14 protein-coding genes are annotated in these 16907 nt (G+C 67.3%); 6 read left to right on the top strand and 8 right to left on the bottom strand.

Going from position 1 to position 16907, the window contains the following annotated elements; genetic code table 11:
* Window positions 1-218: 218 nt before the first annotated feature.
* Window positions 219-1418, top strand: coding sequence for an ROK family transcriptional regulator (locus QRN63_RS21970; RefSeq protein WP_267316245.1), 1200 nt, complete (start codon window positions 219-221; stop codon window positions 1416-1418).
* Here the strand turns inward: QRN63_RS21970 and QRN63_RS21965 are convergent.
* On the bottom strand, window positions 1407-2432 hold the full coding sequence (locus QRN63_RS21965; protein WP_285032684.1) for a DNA topoisomerase IB: 1026 nt from the start codon (window positions 2430-2432) through the stop codon (window positions 1407-1409). The two genes, QRN63_RS21970 and QRN63_RS21965, sit on opposite strands and share 12 nt — an antisense overlap.
* A gap of 340 nt (window positions 2433-2772) precedes the next feature.
* On the opposite strand from QRN63_RS21965, the gene QRN63_RS21960 reads away from it, so the two are divergent.
* Entirely contained in the window at window positions 2773-3006 is a 234-nt protein-coding gene (locus tag QRN63_RS21960; RefSeq protein WP_267316247.1) for a hypothetical protein, read from the top strand.
* A gap of 77 nt (window positions 3007-3083) precedes the next feature.
* Here QRN63_RS21960 and QRN63_RS21955 read toward each other — a convergent pair whose 3' ends face one another.
* The 3 genes from QRN63_RS21955 to QRN63_RS21945 form a co-directional block, all read right to left on the bottom strand.
* Window positions 3084-3965, bottom strand: coding sequence for a universal stress protein (locus tag QRN63_RS21955; RefSeq protein ID WP_285032683.1), 882 nt, complete (start codon window positions 3963-3965; stop codon window positions 3084-3086).
* Complete coding sequence (locus QRN63_RS21950) at window positions 3962-5788, bottom strand: amino acid permease (protein WP_285032682.1); 1827 nt, start codon at window positions 5786-5788, stop codon at window positions 3962-3964. Before QRN63_RS21950 ends, QRN63_RS21955 begins: the two co-directional genes overlap by 4 nt.
* Before the next feature lie 206 nt (window positions 5789-5994).
* Window positions 5995-7227 carry a PucR family transcriptional regulator gene (locus QRN63_RS21945; RefSeq protein WP_285032681.1) on the bottom strand — a complete coding sequence of 411 codons (1233 nt, stop codon included), beginning with the start codon at window positions 7225-7227 and terminating at the stop codon, window positions 5995-5997.
* Between the two features lie 116 nt (window positions 7228-7343).
* Here QRN63_RS21945 and QRN63_RS21940 point away from each other — a divergent pair, with 116 nt between their 5' ends.
* Window positions 7344-8093 (top strand): hypothetical protein, encoded by a 750-nt coding sequence (locus tag QRN63_RS21940; protein ID WP_267316251.1) that lies wholly within the window; start codon window positions 7344-7346, stop codon window positions 8091-8093.
* 3 nt (window positions 8094-8096) lie between these two features.
* On the opposite strand, the gene QRN63_RS21935 is transcribed toward QRN63_RS21940, so the two are convergent.
* The 3 genes from QRN63_RS21935 to QRN63_RS21925 form a co-directional block, all read right to left on the bottom strand.
* The gene (locus QRN63_RS21935) at window positions 8097-8936 is read right to left on the bottom strand and encodes a cutinase family protein (RefSeq protein ID WP_323848779.1); all 840 of its coding nucleotides are present in this window, start codon (window positions 8934-8936) and stop codon (window positions 8097-8099) included.
* A 180-nt stretch (window positions 8937-9116) separates the two neighbouring features.
* The gene (locus QRN63_RS21930) at window positions 9117-9851 is read right to left on the bottom strand and encodes a sulfite exporter TauE/SafE family protein (RefSeq protein WP_502888169.1); all 735 of its coding nucleotides are present in this window, start codon (window positions 9849-9851) and stop codon (window positions 9117-9119) included.
* Between the two features lie 62 nt (window positions 9852-9913).
* The gene (locus QRN63_RS21925; protein ID WP_285032680.1) at window positions 9914-10573 is read right to left on the bottom strand and encodes a cysteine hydrolase family protein; all 660 of its coding nucleotides are present in this window, start codon (window positions 10571-10573) and stop codon (window positions 9914-9916) included.
* 135 nt (window positions 10574-10708) lie between these two features.
* Here QRN63_RS21925 and QRN63_RS21920 point away from each other — a divergent pair, with 135 nt between their 5' ends.
* From QRN63_RS21920 to QRN63_RS21910, 3 genes are all read left to right on the top strand, one after another.
* Window positions 10709-12163 carry an aldehyde dehydrogenase family protein gene (locus tag QRN63_RS21920; RefSeq protein ID WP_285032679.1) on the top strand — a complete coding sequence of 485 codons (1455 nt, stop codon included), beginning with the start codon at window positions 10709-10711 and terminating at the stop codon, window positions 12161-12163.
* A gap of 180 nt (window positions 12164-12343) precedes the next feature.
* On the top strand, window positions 12344-14173 hold the full coding sequence (locus QRN63_RS21915) for an acyl-CoA dehydrogenase (protein ID WP_267316254.1): 1830 nt from the start codon (window positions 12344-12346) through the stop codon (window positions 14171-14173).
* 210 nt (window positions 14174-14383) lie between these two features.
* Window positions 14384-15928 (top strand): CocE/NonD family hydrolase, encoded by a 1545-nt coding sequence (locus QRN63_RS21910; protein ID WP_410506028.1) that lies wholly within the window; start codon window positions 14384-14386, stop codon window positions 15926-15928.
* Here QRN63_RS21910 and QRN63_RS21905 read toward each other — a convergent pair.
* Window positions 15915-16886 (bottom strand): NADPH:quinone oxidoreductase family protein, encoded by a 972-nt coding sequence (locus tag QRN63_RS21905; RefSeq protein WP_267316256.1) that lies wholly within the window; start codon window positions 16884-16886, stop codon window positions 15915-15917. The two genes, QRN63_RS21910 and QRN63_RS21905, sit on opposite strands and share 14 nt — an antisense overlap.
* Window positions 16887-16907 lie beyond the last annotated feature (21 nt).

Raw genomic sequence — 16907 nt, 5'->3', positions numbered from 1 at the left:
CTTTCTGCGCATCCAAAGCCCGGAAAAAATTACGCCCGATACGCCCGAAACCGTTGACGCCGATCCGAATAGTCACTGCTGATGCTCCTCGCTTGATCGTTTCAGGACGAACCATACACCCGTTGCGTTTTTCCGCAACCCCATTATGTATTTCAAATACCTAACCAACCCTGACTTACGCTTGCGCCGGCACATGCCGCCTTGCTTCAATGGCAGCCATGGCGCTCAGCGGCACGTCGGTGTCACCTACTGCCGGCGAGGTGTTCGCCGTGATCAGGGATCACGGGGCCATTACCCGTAGTGAGATCGGCCGAATCACCGGCCTGTCCCGCACCGCGGTGACCGCGCGCATCGCCGCGCTGGAAGCCGACAATCTGGTGATCGAGCCCGAGCACGCGGCGTCGACGGGCGGACGCCCGGCCGCGCAGCTCATGTTCAACGTCGATGCCGGCATCGTCTTCGCCGTGGCCATCGGGCGCAGCCGTACCCAGCTGGCACTGTGCAATCTCGCCGGTGGCATCCTCGCTACCGCCGACATCGATCAGGAGCCGGGTATGGGCCCGGACGATCTGATGCCCGATCTGGTGAAGCGGCTCGGTGAGCTGCTCGACGATTCCCGGCGCCGCGGCGACCGTATCTTCGGTATCGGTCTCAGTCTGCCGGGCACGGTCGATCGGCACCTCGGAGCGAGCTTGGATTCGCCGAACATGAGCGGTTGGGACGGCGTGCCATTGGCGCCGTACTTCCAGCACCTCACCGATGCGCCGGTGGTCATGGACAACGACGCCAATGTGATCGCGCTGGCCGAACGCCGGTTCGGATTTGCCGATGTGCAGGACATGCTGGTCGTCAAAGCGTCCACCGGACTGGGCGCCGGCATCGTGATGGGTGGCCGGCTCCGGCGTGGCGCGGTGCAGGCCGCCGGGGACTTCGGGCACAGCAAGATCGCTGCCGCTGCCGGTATTTCGTGCCGTTGCGGTGACACGGGTTGTGTAGAGGCGGTCGCCGGCGGCTGGGCGATCGTGCGCGATCTGCGCCGGGATGGGTACGGCGTGGGTCATCTGCGTGACGTCGTGGCGTTGGCGCAGAGTGGAGATGCGAAGGCCCGCAGCAAGATTCGTGACAGTGGCCGCCATGTTGGCGAAGTGCTGGCGGCTGCGGTCAACCTGATCAACCCCGCCGTGTTGGTCGTGGCCGGTGACATGGTCGGCGCCTACGACGTGTTCGTTGCGGGTCTGCGAGAGACCTTGTACGGCAACGCCAGCACGCTTGCCACCCGTACGCTGCAGGTCGTCCCGTCGGTGCTTCAAGAGCGCGTCGGCATCATCGGCTGCGCGACCACGGTGCTCGATCACATCTTGAGCCCGCCGATGATCGACACGTCCCTGCAGACCAGGCTCCAGCACTCAGGTGCCTGATGTTCTCGCCACCCGTCGGATGAGTTTTCTGGTGGCCCTTTCCAGGATCTCCTGAACTGCGGCGTCGTTCCGCTGCTTCTCTGCGCGCTTGACGGCCGCGGAAATCGTCAGGCCTCGTTCGTACGCCGAGACCACTCTCGGGTCGACGTACGAACTACGTGCCACCGCAGGGGTGTTGCCGAGTTCTTCGGCGACCTCGCGAAAGACCGCAGTCCGGGCACGACGGATGGCTGTCTTCGTTTCCGCCGGCGCGGCGGCGGCGAAGGCCGCGGCGGCCAGCACCGTGCCATGCCACGTCCTCAGGTCCTTGACGCTGTACTCGTCGCCGACGAGCTCTTTGAATCGGGCATTCAGGTCGTCGGCATGCAGCTCCACGCACTCCGAACCGCTGCGGCAGTACAAGAACCGCTCGGTCGGGCCGCGTCCGCGGCGTAGTGCCCGGACTGCCCGGACCACTTGGCGGTCTGCCAGTTCCAGGTGACGCTGCACGCCGCTTTTTGCGGGATAGTCGAATATCACTGTGCCGCTGCGCACCTCGACGTGTTCGCAGCGCAGCGTGGCCAGCCCGCACGAATCATTGTCCTGGGCGTACTCCTCGCCGCCGGCGCGGAAGTACCCGAGGTCGATCAGATGCAGGGCGAGTGCGAGCACGCGCTCGCGGTGCAGTCCGCGGCCGGTGAGGTCGGCGGCGATCCGGTCACGCCACTCGGGCAGTGCCGTGGAGAGCTGGAGTACGCGGTCGAACTTCTCCTCGGTGCGTTCCTGTTGCCACACGGCGTGATAGAGATACTGCCGGCGCCCGGCGACGTCGGTGCCCACCGCCTGGATATGCCCGTTGCGGTGGGGGCTGATCCAGACTTTTCGCCACGCCGGCGGTATCACGAGGTCCCGAATCCGTTGCAACGTCTCTTCGTTGGTGACAGGCGCCCCGGCGGCGTCGTAGTAGGAGAAGCCGTTGCCGCGCCGTCTCCGCGTGATCCCGGGCGACGTGATGTCGCTATGGCGCAGCCTCATGGCAAACCTGCCCGGTGTCTGTGTCGCACCGTCGGTCCTTACCCCGGATCGCCATCGGCGACACCTTCCGGGTCGAACGCTGTACTGGTGCGTAACCGGTCAGAATGTTGCGTGGATCACAGTGTGCCACGTCACACTCTGAGCAGTCTGCTCAACATTTCGGCTGGGTGTTGACGCCGCGGGCGCTTCACGGCAGATTTCCCGTCAACCGATTGCTTGTTGTTGGCCCGAGCCACTCACGCTCCGCGTTGCGCAGACTGCGGACAAGGCGATCGGCGGTGCAGTGGCTGGTGGCCGCGCGCGCCAATCCAGCACAGCAACAAACACATTGAGGAAATTGATGTCTTCTGCACGTCTGTACAACGCCGCCATGGTCCGTCGCATCGCAGCCGTAGTCGGCGCCACTGCTGTAGTGGCGATGGGTGCCGCCGCGGTGGCAGCCGCCGAGCAGCAGCAGCCACTGGCCCCGCGGATCGACGGCGGCGCCACCACGACCTCCACGGCCCCGCCGACCGTGCCGGTGACCCCTTCGGCCAGCCCGGTCGTCAAGGCGGCCCCCTACGGCAAGAGCTAGCGGCAAACGCCGAAAGGCCAGTTGCGACACGCAAATTCACGACAGCGTGCAGCAATTGGCCTTTCGGCGCAGGAGGCTCAGGCGCGGGGCATGATCATCACCGGGACCGGTGAATGACGCAGAATCTTCGCCGCTGCCGAGCCGAGGAACACCCGCGCCGACTGTCCGGCCGCGCCCGATCCGAGCAGCAGCACGTCACCTGATGCCCAGCCCGTGTTCTCCACGGCCTGCTGCCAATCCCGCCCGCTGCTGACGACCAAGTCCACGTCGGGTACCGCCAGGTTTTCACGAACCTTGTTGAGCTGCTTGGTGACTTCGTCGGCCGTGCGCTTCGACCACTGCGCGACCACCATGTCCTCGGCACCCACCTCGAGTGAGGGCCCACCGAACGCCCACGCGGGGCGCACGGTGAACGCCACGATCCGCAGCCGGGCATTCCAGGCCTGGGACAGCTCCGCGGCCGCCCGGATCAAACCGTTGGTGTCGGCTTCACCGCCGTAGGCCGCCGTGAGCCGACGGATCGGCTCGTGGCTGAAGGCATATCCGCGCGGCGCGATCGCCACCGGCACCTGCGCGGTGTGTACCAACCGCTCTGTCACGCTGCCGAGCGCCACCCGTCCCAGCAGTCCGGACGACGACGACCCGAGCACCACGGCCCGGGCCTGAAACTCCTGGGCCAGCTCGAGCAGACCTGTTGGGATGGAACCGGATTCGTGCACCAGCGTCGGGACGTCCGGGCGCCCGGGCAGGCCGTCGACGACAGCCTGTAAGGACTGGGCCGTCTGCGCCTTCACGTGCCGCAGGTACTCGTCCTCGACCGGGTCGTTGCGCGGTGGCCACGAGCGTTCGAGAACCGCCGCCGCGATGACCTTCTCGCCGGTGGTCCGGGCGATCTGCACGGCGAGGTTGATCGGTGCGCTGCCTTGCCGGGACGCGCTGAACCCGGCGATGATCGTCACGCGACAGGCTCCTCGGAGGGTGCCATCGCGATCACGTTGGTCACCGGGATGTGGTAGTCGGAACGGGCGCGGTCGACCACGTCGAAGCGGTGCCAGATCGACTGCTCCGGCGGCTCCGTCGCGATGACGATCTGGTCCGGATCGAATTCGGCGACGGCGGCTGCCAGGGCGCGCAGCGGGCGGTAGTCACCCAGTTCACCGTCGGCTTCCAGGTTCGCCGAGTGCAGCGCGGCCAGCGTCTGGTCGAGGCGTTGCTGGGCAAGGACTTTGGTGGCTTCCCAGACATCGAGGGGGCTGTGTGAGGCGGCGGCGCCGGTCTCGATCGGGCTCACCGGCACGACGACGTGATAGGTCGTCGCATTGTCGGCACCGATGGCGCGCAGTTCGTCCAGCAGCTCGACGGAGCCGACGGTTTCGTTGGCCAGCACCAGCACTCGGTGCGGCCGCTCGGTCGCGGTGACGGGCTCCGGCACCGGCCGACGGGAGTTGAACCAGCGGTTGGCGAAGAACAGCCCGATCACCACAGCCCAGGACAACAGGCTCAGCGTCAGGGCCCGCCGGTTGTCGCCGCCCTGGACGAACATCTGCACCAGGATCGCGGTCATCGCCAAGGCCGTGACGATGGACAATACGGGGAAGAGCCACATCTTGACTTTGAGCTTGTGGCCACCGTCGCGGTACCGGAGCACGATCTGGGAAATCGCGATCAGCAGGTAGACGAAGAGGATGACCGCACCGCTGGAATCCAGCAGGAACTTGAAGATGAAATCGGGTGAGAAGGCCGAGGCGATGACACCCAGGAATCCGATGACCGACGACGTGAGGATGGCGGCGGCGGGAACTCCGCGGCGGGTCACGGAGACGAGCTGGGCAGGCGCCTCTCGGCGGGCGGCCAGCACGAACAGCATGCGCGAAGCGGTGTACATGCCCGAGTTCAGACAGCTCAGCACGGCTGTGAGGACGACCGCGTTCATGATGTGGTCGGCGTAGGGGATACCCATCGCGGTGAAGGCCGACACGAACGGCGACGCGGCGAGCTGCTTGCCGTTCCACGGCAGGATGGTCACCAGCAGGAACGCCGAGCCGACGAAGAAGATCGCGATGCGCATGATGACCGAGTTGGCGGCCTTGGCGACCGCACGTTCGGGGTCCGTGGATTCAGCGGCGGCGATGGTCGCGATCTCGGCGCCCACCATCGAGAAGATCACGGTGACGACACCGACGGTGACCGCGGACGAGCCCAGCGGGAAGAACCCGCCGTGGGCGGTGAGGTTCGAGAAATCCATCGACTTGTGCGGCCACAGACCGAGCACGAAACACGAGCCGAGGCCGATGAACACGACGATGGCCGCAACCTTGATGCTGGCGAACCAGAACTCGAACTCGCCGAACGATGACACCGAGAACAGGTTCGTCGCCGTCATCGCGATCAACAGCAGTAGCGCTGTCAGCCAGATGGGCGCCCCCGGCAGCCAATACTTGATGATCTTCGCTCCGGCGATCGCCTCGAAGCCGACCACGATCACCCAGAAGTACCAGTACAGCCAGCCGATCGAAAAGCCGGCCCAATTACCCAGGGCATTGCGGGCGTAGTCGGCGAACGAACCTGTCGAGGGGTTGGCCACCGCCATTTCGGCGAGCATGCGCATCACCATGATGATCAGCAGGCCGGCGAGCGCATAGGTGATGAACGTGCCCGGCCCGGTGTCTTTGATGACGACACCTGAGCCGACGAACAGGCCGGCGCCGATCACGCCGCCGATCGCGATCATTGACAGCTGGCGCTGACTCAGCGCCTTGTTCAGGGTGGGTGTCCCGCTCACGTCGTCTCCTTCGCGCTGCCCTGACGGCGTTTGTCAGGGCGTTTTCAGCCCACGCCCAACAGACGATGTGAGCTGCACCACGTTTTGGCGTGTGCGAATACTAAGCCGATCGATACGGCACGCGTGGGCCGAACGGGTGCGAGCTTGTCGCAACATCCGGCCGTTTTTCCGACAGGAGTCGGACGGCCGCGGCCCGGCCCGGTATGTCAGGGCCGGCGCAGCCGGGCCAGCCGAATGCTGAGCATGAGATCGAACCGGGCCTCGCCGTCGGTGAGGTCGGTGACGTCGTCACCGAGGGCCTGGGTGATCTTCTCCAGGCGGTAGTACAGCGTCGAGCGATGCAGGTGCATGGTGTCGGCGGCGCGCCGGGCGTCACCGCCGGAGGACAGATAGGCCTCGAGCGTCTGGATCAGGTCGTCGCGTCCCTCGGCCAAGAGCCCGGTGATGCCCGGATGAACCAGCGCGTCGAGTTCGTGGGGAGTGTCCGCGAGGCTGTCGGCGAGCAGCGCGACCGCCCGCCACGACCCGGCGGCGGTCCAGTCCAGCGCCGCCCCGCCCGGACCGGCGCCAGCGGCAGCCAGGGCGCAGGCCAGCCGGGCGTCCCGAAATGCCCGGGCGGCCTGGGTCAGGGGCAGCCGGGTACCGGACCATCCGATGGCCGGCGCATCGTCGAAGACGGCCTGGATCGACGAGGTCACGGTCTCGGTGAGTCGCTGGGGCGGGACCCGCACGTGTGCGGGGCAGAAGGCGAAGACGCTCACGGGATTGCCCGGCAGGACGAACCAGTTGTGCGTCCGTTCGACGGCGGACAGCCGCAGTCGCAGTGCGATGAGGCGCTGCTCGGTCTCCGCGGCGTCCCCGGACGGGACGAACGCGAAGACGGTGAGCAGGCTGTCCGGCTGCGCCATGTCGTGGGCACCGAGCTCACGCAGCACCACGTCGAGGGGCTCGTCGACACCGGCTGACAACAGCCGGGTCAGCAGAACCTGCCGCGCGGATTCGACGGCACGCTCGGTGGTCTGGCGCCGGTCGAGGATCGCCACCAGATCGGCACCGGCCTGGTCTGCCAGGGCACGCTCGGCCGCGCTCAGTGACTGCTGCGGGTCGATCACCCACAAGTAGCCGAAGTGGGCGGCGGCCGACCGCACCGGCACGCAGTACCGCGCCACCATGCCGTACCGGGGCAGCGGCGGGATCGCGACGCCCGGGTCGGCGTCGTCGATGCCTAAGGCCTGAAGCTCGGCTATGACTTCGGGTTTCGTCGCGCGCTCGAGGAGGCTGTGCATCCGCACGTCGTCGACGGTCCCCAGCTGCCGGCTGAAGGTCATCGGCGTCATCGCCGTGTCGTCCAGCAGCACCGCGCGATTCAGTGATCGGGCCAGCAGGTCGACGATCAGCTGAATGTGGGCACTGGGATCGGTGCCGTGCGGTTCCGCCATGCGCTCCCATTCGGATCTGTGTCGGCGGCACTGCGCTCACAGGAACCGCAACGTGTGGTGCCGGTATCGTCGCACGCACTCCGCGGCGGACGGGGCGTTGACGGTGGAGATGGACGATGTTGCCCGCAGTGTGGTCGGAAGTGCGGTGGGCCTTCACGCCGCCGCGCAGTTGGCTGCTGGGCGTGGCAGCCAACATCGTGCTCGCCCTGCTCTGGCTCGCCGTGCAGCCGTTGACCTCCGGGGGACGGCATCACCAGGACTGGGTGATCCTGGTCGGCACGTACTTCTCGTCATTCGTGCTCGCCGACACGACGACCACCAATGTGCTTGGCGCCGACCATGATCGGGTCCAGCGCAGGCTGGCCGAATCGGTGGCGCCGTGGCGGATATTGCTGCAGAAGAACCTGGCACTGCTGATTCTCATCGGAGTTCCGACGCTGACCGTCGCCGCGGTGCTCACCGTCTGGTTGGAAACCCCGGCCCGGCTCGGCGTGACGATCCCGAATGTCGCGGTGCCGATCGTGTCCTGGCTGGGCGTGGGCAACGCGGTGTCGGTACTGCTGCCGGTGGCCGAAGTTCCGCTGGTGCAGAGGTGGAGCCAGCGCCATGACCGGCGCCGTATCGCGTTCTGGTTGTCGTCGCTGGCGTTGCCGTACGCCCTGTATTTCGTGGCCGACCCGATCGGCGGCGTCGAACACCGTGAACTGTGGCGGCGGCTACCGACCGCCCTCGCGCACGTCGTCGGGCCCGTCCTCGGCCGCGACACCAAAAGTGCTGTGCATCTTGGTATCGCGATCGTCGTGTGGATCGCCGGGACGCTGTTCGCCCACTGGTGGGTGCGGCGCCGGGGCGTGCAGTTCCGGTAACGGCTACGGGGCTGGTGCTGCTTCCGGTGCCGATGCCGGCTGCTCCGGTCCCGGGAGCCACGGCGCGCTTGCCGGCATGTGGGCCGGCGCCGCGGTGTTCGCAGGGGTGCCGGCGGGCGTCGACTGACCGCGCCCGGCCTGATCGGCGGCCTGCACTGTCGTCGATGACCACGGTGCGGGTCCGGCCAGTGCGTCGGCCGCCCACCCTGCCTGCAGTTGGCTCACCGCGAAGTTGACGCCCTGGGTGACCAATCCGCTGTCCACGTAACTGTTGTGGGCGTCGAAGCTCGAGCCGTGCGCGTCGCACACCAGGTCGTTGGGGGCGCAGATGTCGGTGGTCTTGGGCTGGTACACCGGGCCGACCGTGACGGAGGGGGAGCCGATGGCGCGCATGAACCGTGGGGAGGGTTTGCCGAACAAGGCAACGGCCGCAACGTGATCCGCGACGTCCGGGGGCATGGGAGCCGGCACCTCTGCGGCGGAGACTCCGTCGGGAATGGTGCCCGCCGTGACGAAGCCCGCAACAGCGGCACCCTGGGAGAACCCGCCGAGCACCATCTTGGTTCGTGGGCAGGCCGCAGCGGTGGTCACGATCTGCCTACGGGCGTCACGGATTCCGTCGACGGCGGTGGGGAAGTCGGTGGTCGCCGGATAATCGACCGCATACACGTCAAGGGTTTTGGGGCTGATGGCGGTGCGCAACGAATTGATGAACGCCGTTCCCACCCCGCCGGGCCCGGGTGCTTCGTCGGTACCGCGGGCGAAGATGACCTGGGCGTCGGGGCAGTCGGCCGCATGTGCTGCCGGTAGTAGCGCCGCGGACATCAGTCCTGGTGGTGCCACCAGGACTGCGGCTGTCGCGAGACTGCTGATTCGGCTTCTGCTTTTGCTTGGCCTCACCGGTCCATGCTGACACAGCGGAACCCCGTCCGCGCGTTAGCTGCGCCCGGCGCGTTCGAATCGTGACATACCAAAAGTCCGTTATTGCGTGTTAGCAGTGCCGAATTCGGCGGCTGTTTCCCGCTACCTCAGCATCATGACGGTGAACGCGACGATGCTGACCACGACGATGCAGGCGCGTAAGGCGTTGGGGGGCAAGCGGCGTCCGATCCGCGCCCCGATGTAGCCACCGATTGTCGAGCCGACGGCCAGCAGCAGGACCGGCAGCCAGGCCACCTGGCCGACGACGATGAAGATGATGGCGGCAACTGAATTGACCAGTCCCACAGAGATGTTCTTGACGCCGTTGAGGCGCTGCAGATCTTCGGAGACGAACAACCCGAACAGGGCCATCATGATGATGCCTTGCGCCGCACCGAAATAGCCGCCGTACACGGCGCACCCGAACACGCCCGCGTACAGCGGGGCGGCATGGTCGGTGGACCGCGGCGCGCCGCGCCGCGAATCCAGCGCGCGGCGCAGCAGGGGCTGCACCAGCACCAGGACGCCGGCCAGCAGGATCAGCCACGGCACGACCGCGGTGAATGCGCCGGGCGGCAGCTTGAGGAGCAGTACCGCACCGACTATCGCCCCGGCCAGCGAGACCACGCCGAGCCGGAGGATGCGGGCACCCTGGCCGCCGAGCTCGTGCCGGTAGCCGTAGGCGCCGGTGAAGTTGCCCGGCACCAGTCCCACGGAGTTGGACATGTTGGCGACCAGCGGTGGGTAACCGACGGCCATCAGGACCGGGAAGGTGATCAGGCTGCCGGAGCCGACCACGGCGTTGATCACTCCCGCGGCGATGCCGGCCAGCAGCACCGCGGTGATCGCGAGGGCGGTCAGGGGCGCGTCTTACTGTGCGATCTCACCCCGTGAATTCTTCACTGCGGTTCCTGTGGGGTTGCAGTGCCCTCGAAGAACTGCTCGATGTCCGCGGTGGTCAGTGTCTCGATGCCGATGAGCGCCAGGTCGGCGAGCCGCTCGGGCGTCACCTGGGAGGTGGCGTCGGTGACCAGCGCGGCGCGGAAGTCCCGCTCGGAGGCGTCGAACAGGGTGGCGCGGGGGCAGTTCGGCAGGTTGCAGCCGGCCACCACGACGGTGTTCACCGCGAGGTCGCGCAGATGCTCTTCCAGTGCGGTGCGATAGAACGCCGACCAGCGTGGTTTGAACATGACGACCTCGTTCGGGTCGGCGCGTTGGATACCGCCGGCCAGTAGCGAGTCGTAGTCGAGCGGGTGTGACAGCAGGAAGTGAGGGATGGCTGCGCCGTCGGTGTGTGGTGCGGCGATCTGCTGACCGGCCTCGACCGCGGCGCGTCGGGGTGGGTCGGCGTCGCTACCGCCGGGAACGTACATCCGGATCACGTGCACGATCGGCCGGTGCGCGGCGCGGAACGCCCTGAGTAGCCGCGCCATCGTGGGAAGCAGTTCGGCAGTGCCGTGAACGGGTGCCGCCCCGGAGATGAAGTCGTTCTGCACGTCGATCAGCACCAGAGCGCTGCGTGCCAGGTCAGGGGAGGTGTAGTTGTGCTCGGCGGACACGTTCCCGATCTTCCCAGACAAAGCGCCGACACGGGCCACTCTTGACGACCCGACGACGGCAATGCTAAGCAACTGCACAGCATTTGTTGCGCGTCCGCCCCGGGACGCGCGCTCGCTGACGATGAGAGGCACGCGATGACGCTGCAGTCGGTCTTGGAGGACATCCAGAAACGCCCGGGTACGGGCGAGCTCATCCCGATCATCGATCCGGTGAGCGAGGAGCAGATCGGCGAATTCACCGATTGCGGCCCCGAGTTCGTCGACGAGGCCGTCGCCCGTGCCAAGTCGTCCTTCGAGGCCGGTGTCTGGTCCGGCCTGCCCGGCCGGGAACGCGCCAAGATCCTCTGGCGCATCGCCGACCTGATCGACGAGCACGCCGCTGAGTTCGCGGCCATCGACTCCGCCAACACCGGCATGATGAAGATGCAGTCCGAGCTCGTCGTCCCGACCTGCGCCGAGTTCTTCCGCTACTACGCCGGCTGGTGTTCCAAGATCAACGGCACCGCCTACGACATCCGCACCAGCGGCATCGCCTCGGATGCCTACGTCGACCAGCACGGTTACACGCTGCGTGAGCCCTACGGCGTCGTCGGCCTGATCTTCCCGTGGAACGGCCCCATCTTCAACGCCTGCGCCAAGATCGCCCCGGCGCTGGCCGCGGGCTGCAGCAGTCTGGTGAAACCGGCTGAGGAGACACCACTTTCGGCGCTGCTGCTGGACCGGCTGATCCACGAGGCCGGCGTGCCCGAAGGCGTCGTCAACCTGATCACCGGGTACGGCCACACCGCGGGTGCTGCCATCACCGCGCATCCCGACGTCGAGAAGGTCGCCTTCACCGGCTCGACCGAAGTCGGCAAGGAGATCGTCAAGGCCTCGGCGGGCAACCTGAAGAAGGTCATGCTGGAACTCGGCGGCAAGTCGCCGGTGCTGATCTTCGACGACGCCGACCTGGACAAGGCCATCTTCGGCGCGGCCATGGGCATCTTCATCCACTCCGGCCAGGGATGTGTCTGCGGCTCAAGGATTTTCGTGCAGCGCGGCGTCTACGACCAGGTGGTCGAGGGTATTGCCAACGTCGCCAACTTCATGAAGTACGGCGGGCCCGATGAAGAGGGCGTGATGAGCGGCCCGCTGATCAGCGCCAAACAACTCAACCGGGTCCTCGGCTTCATCGACGAAGGCCGTAGCGACGGCGTCGAGATCGTCGCCGGCGGCTACCGGCTGGACCGCAAGGGCTTCTTCGTGCACCCGACCGTGCTGACCAACGTCGACCCCGGCATGCGCCTCTACCGGCAGGAGATCTTCGGGCCGGTGGTCAGCATCCTGCCGTTCGACACCGAGGACGAGGCCGTCGCCATGGCCAACGACACCAGCTACGGACTGGCGGCGACCGCGTGGACCACCAACGTCAGCCGGGCGCACCGCATCGTCAAGCGCCTGCAGGCCGGCAGCGTTCAGGTTAACTGCCAGTTGGTCTTTGACCACGACCTGCCCTTCGGCGGTTACAAACAGTCCGGCTGGGGCCAGGAGTTCGGCCGGGAGGGGCTCGAGGCCTATCTCAAGAACAAGAGCGTCGTCGTCCAGCTGTAGTCGGCTCGCGATTTGTGCACGATTGTCCGCGCTGACCGCGAAGAATCGTGCACAACTCCACGTCAGCCCTCGTGTGACGGAGGTCACGGCACGGCGTGACCTCGGACCCTTCGGCTACGCAACCGTAGGTTGGCGCAACCTACGGTTGCGTACGTTCTGGTCGCCGCCAATCCTTGGTGTGTGAGCCACTACATCGCCAACTTGCGCGATATCGAATTCAATCTGTTCGAAGTGCTGCCGCTGGGTGCGGCCCTGGATGCGGGTGACTACGGCGACCTCGATGCCGAGACGGCGCGGTCGATCCTCGACGAGGTCTCGAAACTGGCCGAAGGCGTTGTCGCCGAGACGTTTGTCGAAGCCGACCGCAACCCGCCGGTGTTCCTGCCTGACGAGCACCGCATCACGGTGTCCGAGGAACTGGCCAAGACCGTGCGGGTGGTCAAGGAGGCCGAGTGGTGGCGGCTGGGCCTCGATGAGCGCGCCGGTGGGACGCCGGCACCGGCGGCGCTGGTGTGGGCGACGCAGGAAATGCTCATCAGCGCGAACCCGTCGGCGACCTTCCTGTACGGCCTGGGGCCGGCGATGGCGCACACGCTGGCCGAGGTCGGCACCGAGGAGCAGCAACACTGGGCGCGGACGGCCATGGACAAGGGCTGGGCGGGCACCATGGTGCTGACCGAGCCGGACGCCGGGTCCGATGTCGGGGCGGGACGGGCCAAGGCCATCGAACAGCCCGACGGCACCTGGCACATCGAAGGCGTCAAGCGCTTCATTTCCGGCGGCGACGTCGGTGACACCGCCGAGAACGTCTTCCATCTGGTGTTGGCCCGCCCCGTTGGCGCGGGCCCGGGCACCAAGGGGCTCAGTCTGTTCTTCGTCCCCAATTACCTGTTCGACTCCGAGACCCTCGAGTTGGGCGAGCGCAACGGCGTGTACGTCACCGGCCTGGAACACAAGATGGGCATCAAGTCCTCGCCCACCTGTGAGCTGACGTTCGGCGCCCACGGAAAGCCCGCCGTCGGCTACCTCGTCGGCGGCGTGCACAACGGCATCGCGCAGATGTTCAAGGTCATCGAGAACGCCCGGATGACGGTGGGCGTCAAGGCCGCCGGCACGCTGTCCACGGGCTACCTCAACGCGCTGGCCTACGCCAAGGAACGCATCCAGGGCGCCGATCTCACCCAGATGGCCGACAAGACCGCGCCGCGCGTGGCGATCATCGAACACCCTGATGTCCGACGCAGCCTGATGACGCAGAAGGCCTACGCCGAAGGCCTCCGTTCGGTCTACCTGTACACCGCGGCCTACCAGAACGCCGATGTCGCGCAACTCGTTTCGGGCGCCGACGCCGATCTGGCGCACCGGGTGAACGACCTGCTGCTGCCGATCGTCAAGGGCGTCGGTTCCGAGCGTGCCTACGAGATGCTCTCCGAATCGCTGCAGACCCTCGGCGGGTCCGGGTTCCTGCAGGACTATCCGATCGAGCAGTACATCCGCGACGCCCGCATCGACGCGCTGTATGAGGGCACGACGGCCATCCAGTCGCTGGACTTCTTCTTCCGCAAGATCATCCGCGACCAGGGGGCGGCCCTGGCCCACGTGTCGAGCCAGATCACGGCAACCATCGACGGCGCCGGGCCGGAGTTGAAGGCCGAAACCGACCGGCTGGCAACGGCTCTGGCAGACGTCCAGGCGATGGCTGCAGCGCTGACGGGTTACCTCATGGCTGCCCAGGGCGATCCCGAGCAGCTGTACAAGGTGGGCCTGGGCTCGGTGCGGTTCCTGCTCGCGGTCGGCGACCTGATGATCGGTTGGCGGTTGATTCACGCCGCTCAGATCGCGCAGGCGGCGCTCGCCGGAGCCACCGAACGGGACCACGCCTTCTATACCGGCAAGGTGGCGGTGGCGAAGTTCTTCGCCAAGAACGTGCTGCCGTTGCTGAGCTCGGTGCGTGAGGTGATCGAGACGCTCGACACCGACGTCATGGAGCTGGAGAACGCCGCCTTCTAGCCCGTCCAGCTGATCGGAGGCGTTGGCGCGCAACACTTCCTTTCCGTCGAACAGATCACAGTTCCGGCCCGGAATTGCTGTGAATCTGGTGCCGCCGTGGAAAATGGTCCAAGGCCCACGACAGGACGAGGAGAGTGTGACGTGCGACGCGACACCCTGGCGTGGCTCGGTGCCCGCGCACTGACCCGGCGCCTGGGTTTGCCGCGGGCCATGAGCTTCCGGGTGGAACGGTCGCTTCCGGTGCCGATGCGTGACGGCGCGGTCCTGCTGGCCGATCACTACGCGCCGCGTACCCGCAAGCCCGCCGGCACGTTGTTGATGCGGGGGCCCTACGGCCGTGACGGCCTGCCCAACCGGGTGTTCGCCGGGCTGTACGCGGGGCAGGGTTTCCACGTCGTGTTGCAGAGCACGCGCGGCACCTTCGGGTCCGACGGTGCGTTCGAGCCCGGTCGCCACGAAGTCGACGACGGTGCCGACACGGTCCAGTGGCTGCGCGAACAGCCTTGGTACGGGGGAGAATTCGCCACCGTCGGGGCGTCCTACCTGGGTTTCACCCAGCTGGCACTCCTGGTCGATCAGCCTGCCGACCTGACCACCTCGGTGATCACCATGGCGCCCCACGACTTCGGCCACTCGGTGTGGAGTACCGGGTCATTCGCGCTCGGCGATTTCCTGGGCTGGAGCTATCAGGTCGCGTGGCAGCACCGGGGTGGCTGGATCCGTCAGATCCTCCGCGGCATGGCGACGCCGCGAACCCTCAAGCCGGTCCTGGAGACCTTGCCGCTCGACCCGGCCGCGGCCGAACTCCTGGGCGGACGCACCCCGTGGTTCAACGCCTGGCTCGAACAGCCGGATCCGTCGTCGCCGTACTGGGCCGAGAACGGTGTGGCGGCCGCACTCGACAACCTGCGCGGCCCGGTGTTGCTGATCACCGGCTGGCAGGACGTGTTCGTGGACCAGACCCTCGAGCAGTACCGGCGGCTGCGGGCCCGCGGCGTCGAAGTGGCACTCACGGTGGGCCCGTGGACGCACGGATCCGGTGGTACCGAGGCCATCAAGGAATCCGTGCTGTGGCTCGACGGATCCCGCCGCGCCGCAGCCCCGGTGCGGATCTGCGTCGCCGGCGGTGACTGGCTCGACATGCAGGAGTGGCCGCCACCGACTGCCGAACGGGTCTGGCACCTACACCCCGGCGCGGCGCTGGCCGAGACTCCGCCGGACAGCGGGACGCCGTCCGCGTTCGTCTACGACCCGGCCGACCCCACACCGAGTATCGGTGGGCGCCTTCTGGTTTCCGGCAAGTCGGGTTACATCGACGACACCGCGCTGGCCGAGCGATCGGACGTCCTGTCCTTCACCAGTCCCGTGCTGCCCGCCGACCTCGACGTCATCGGCGCGCCTTACGTCGAGCTGGACCATCGCACCGACAATCCGCACGCCGACGTGTTCGTGCGCATCAGTGACGTTGGGCCCGATGGACATTCGACCAACGTGACCGACGGCTACCTGAGGCTCACGACGGCTGACGCCCCCGAGGCGCTGCTGCGCCTGGAACTCGACGCCACCGCATACCGATTCGCGGCCGGTCACCGGATCCGGCTGCTGGTGGCCGGCGGCTGTTTCCCGCGGTTCGCGCGCAATCTTGGCACCGGCGATCCGCTGGGGACCGCAACCCGGATGGTGCCCTCGGTGCACACCGTCGCACACGGCGACGGCGGGCAGTCCCGGCTGGTGCTGCCGGTCAGCGCAACGTGACGACCACTTTGCCCTTGGCGGAACGGTTTTCCAGCGAGGCAATGGCGTCCGCGGCCCGCTCCAGCGGATAGACTTCGGGCGCCGGCGGGACCACCGCACCGGAGGCCAGCAGCGGCTCCAGCTCCTCCCACTGCTCGGCGAGATAACCCGGGTGGGTCATGGCCCACGCACCCCAACCGACACCCACCGCGTCGACGTTGTTGAGCAGCAGCCGGTTCACCTTGACCGTCGGGATATCGCCGCCGGTGAATCCCACCACCAGCAGCCGGCCGCCCGGTGCCAGCGTCCGCAGGGAATCGGTGAAGCGGTCGCCACCCACCGGGTCGAGGATCAGATCGACGCCCCGGCCGCCGGTCAACTCACGCACCGCGTCTTTGAAACCGTCGGCCAGCACGACATCGGAAGCGCCGGCGGCGCGGGCGATTTCGGCTTTGTCCTGCGAGCTCACCACCGCGATGGTGCGGGCGGCCCCGAACGCGGGGGCCAGCCGCAGCGTCGACGTGCCGATGCCGCCGGCGGCGCCGTGCACCAGCACCGTCTCACCCGGTGTCAGCCGGCCGCGGGTACGCAGCGCGCAGTGCACCGTCAGGTCGTTGAACAGCAGGCCGGCGCCGGCCTCGAACGACACCGTGTCCGGCAGCTTGAACACCCGATCAGCCGGTAGCGCAACGACTTCCGCCATCGCGCCGGACAACATGGTCAGCGCCGCGACCCGGTCTCCGGCCGCCACGTGCGCGCCCTCGGGTGCGCTGCGCACCACGCCCGCGAGCTCGGCGCCGGGGGTGTACGGCAACTCGGGCTTGTGCTGATAAAGACCGCGGGACTGCAGCGCATCCGGGAAGGCGACACCGGCGGCGTGCACCTCGATCACCACGGCGCCGGCGCCGTCGGGTTCGGGAATCTCGTTCAGTTCGGCTGCTGACGGGCCGTCCAACCGGGCGATCTGAATGGCGCGCATGGTGCTCTTCTCCTGTAGGGC

The organism is Mycolicibacterium sp. lyk4-40-TYG-92 (assembly GCF_030209435.1).
Lineage (GTDB): Bacteria > Actinomycetota > Actinomycetes > Mycobacteriales > Mycobacteriaceae > Mycobacterium.
This window is presented reverse-complemented; position numbering and strand designations above follow the sequence as displayed.

What these genes read in the sequence shown, in the direction of transcription:
- QRN63_RS21970 (WP_267316245.1), top strand. Translation starts at nt 219, where the DNA reads ATGGCGCTCAGCGGCACGTCGGTGTCACCTACTGCCGGCGAGGTGTTC.
- QRN63_RS21965 (WP_285032684.1), bottom strand. Translation starts at nt 2,432, where the DNA reads ATGAGGCTGCGCCATAGCGACATCACGTCGCCCGGGATCACGCGGAGA.
- QRN63_RS21960 (WP_267316247.1), top strand. Translation starts at nt 2,773, where the DNA reads ATGTCTTCTGCACGTCTGTACAACGCCGCCATGGTCCGTCGCATCGCA.
- QRN63_RS21945 (WP_285032681.1), bottom strand. Translation starts at nt 7,227, where the DNA reads ATGGCGGAACCGCACGGCACCGATCCCAGTGCCCACATTCAGCTGATC.
- QRN63_RS21940 (WP_267316251.1), top strand. Translation starts at nt 7,344, where the DNA reads ATGTTGCCCGCAGTGTGGTCGGAAGTGCGGTGGGCCTTCACGCCGCCG.
- QRN63_RS21920 (WP_285032679.1), top strand. Translation starts at nt 10,709, where the DNA reads ATGACGCTGCAGTCGGTCTTGGAGGACATCCAGAAACGCCCGGGTACG.
- QRN63_RS21910 (WP_410506028.1), top strand. Translation starts at nt 14,384, where the DNA reads ATGAGCTTCCGGGTGGAACGGTCGCTTCCGGTGCCGATGCGTGACGGC.
- QRN63_RS21905 (WP_267316256.1), bottom strand. Translation starts at nt 16,886, where the DNA reads ATGCGCGCCATTCAGATCGCCCGGTTGGACGGCCCGTCAGCAGCCGAA.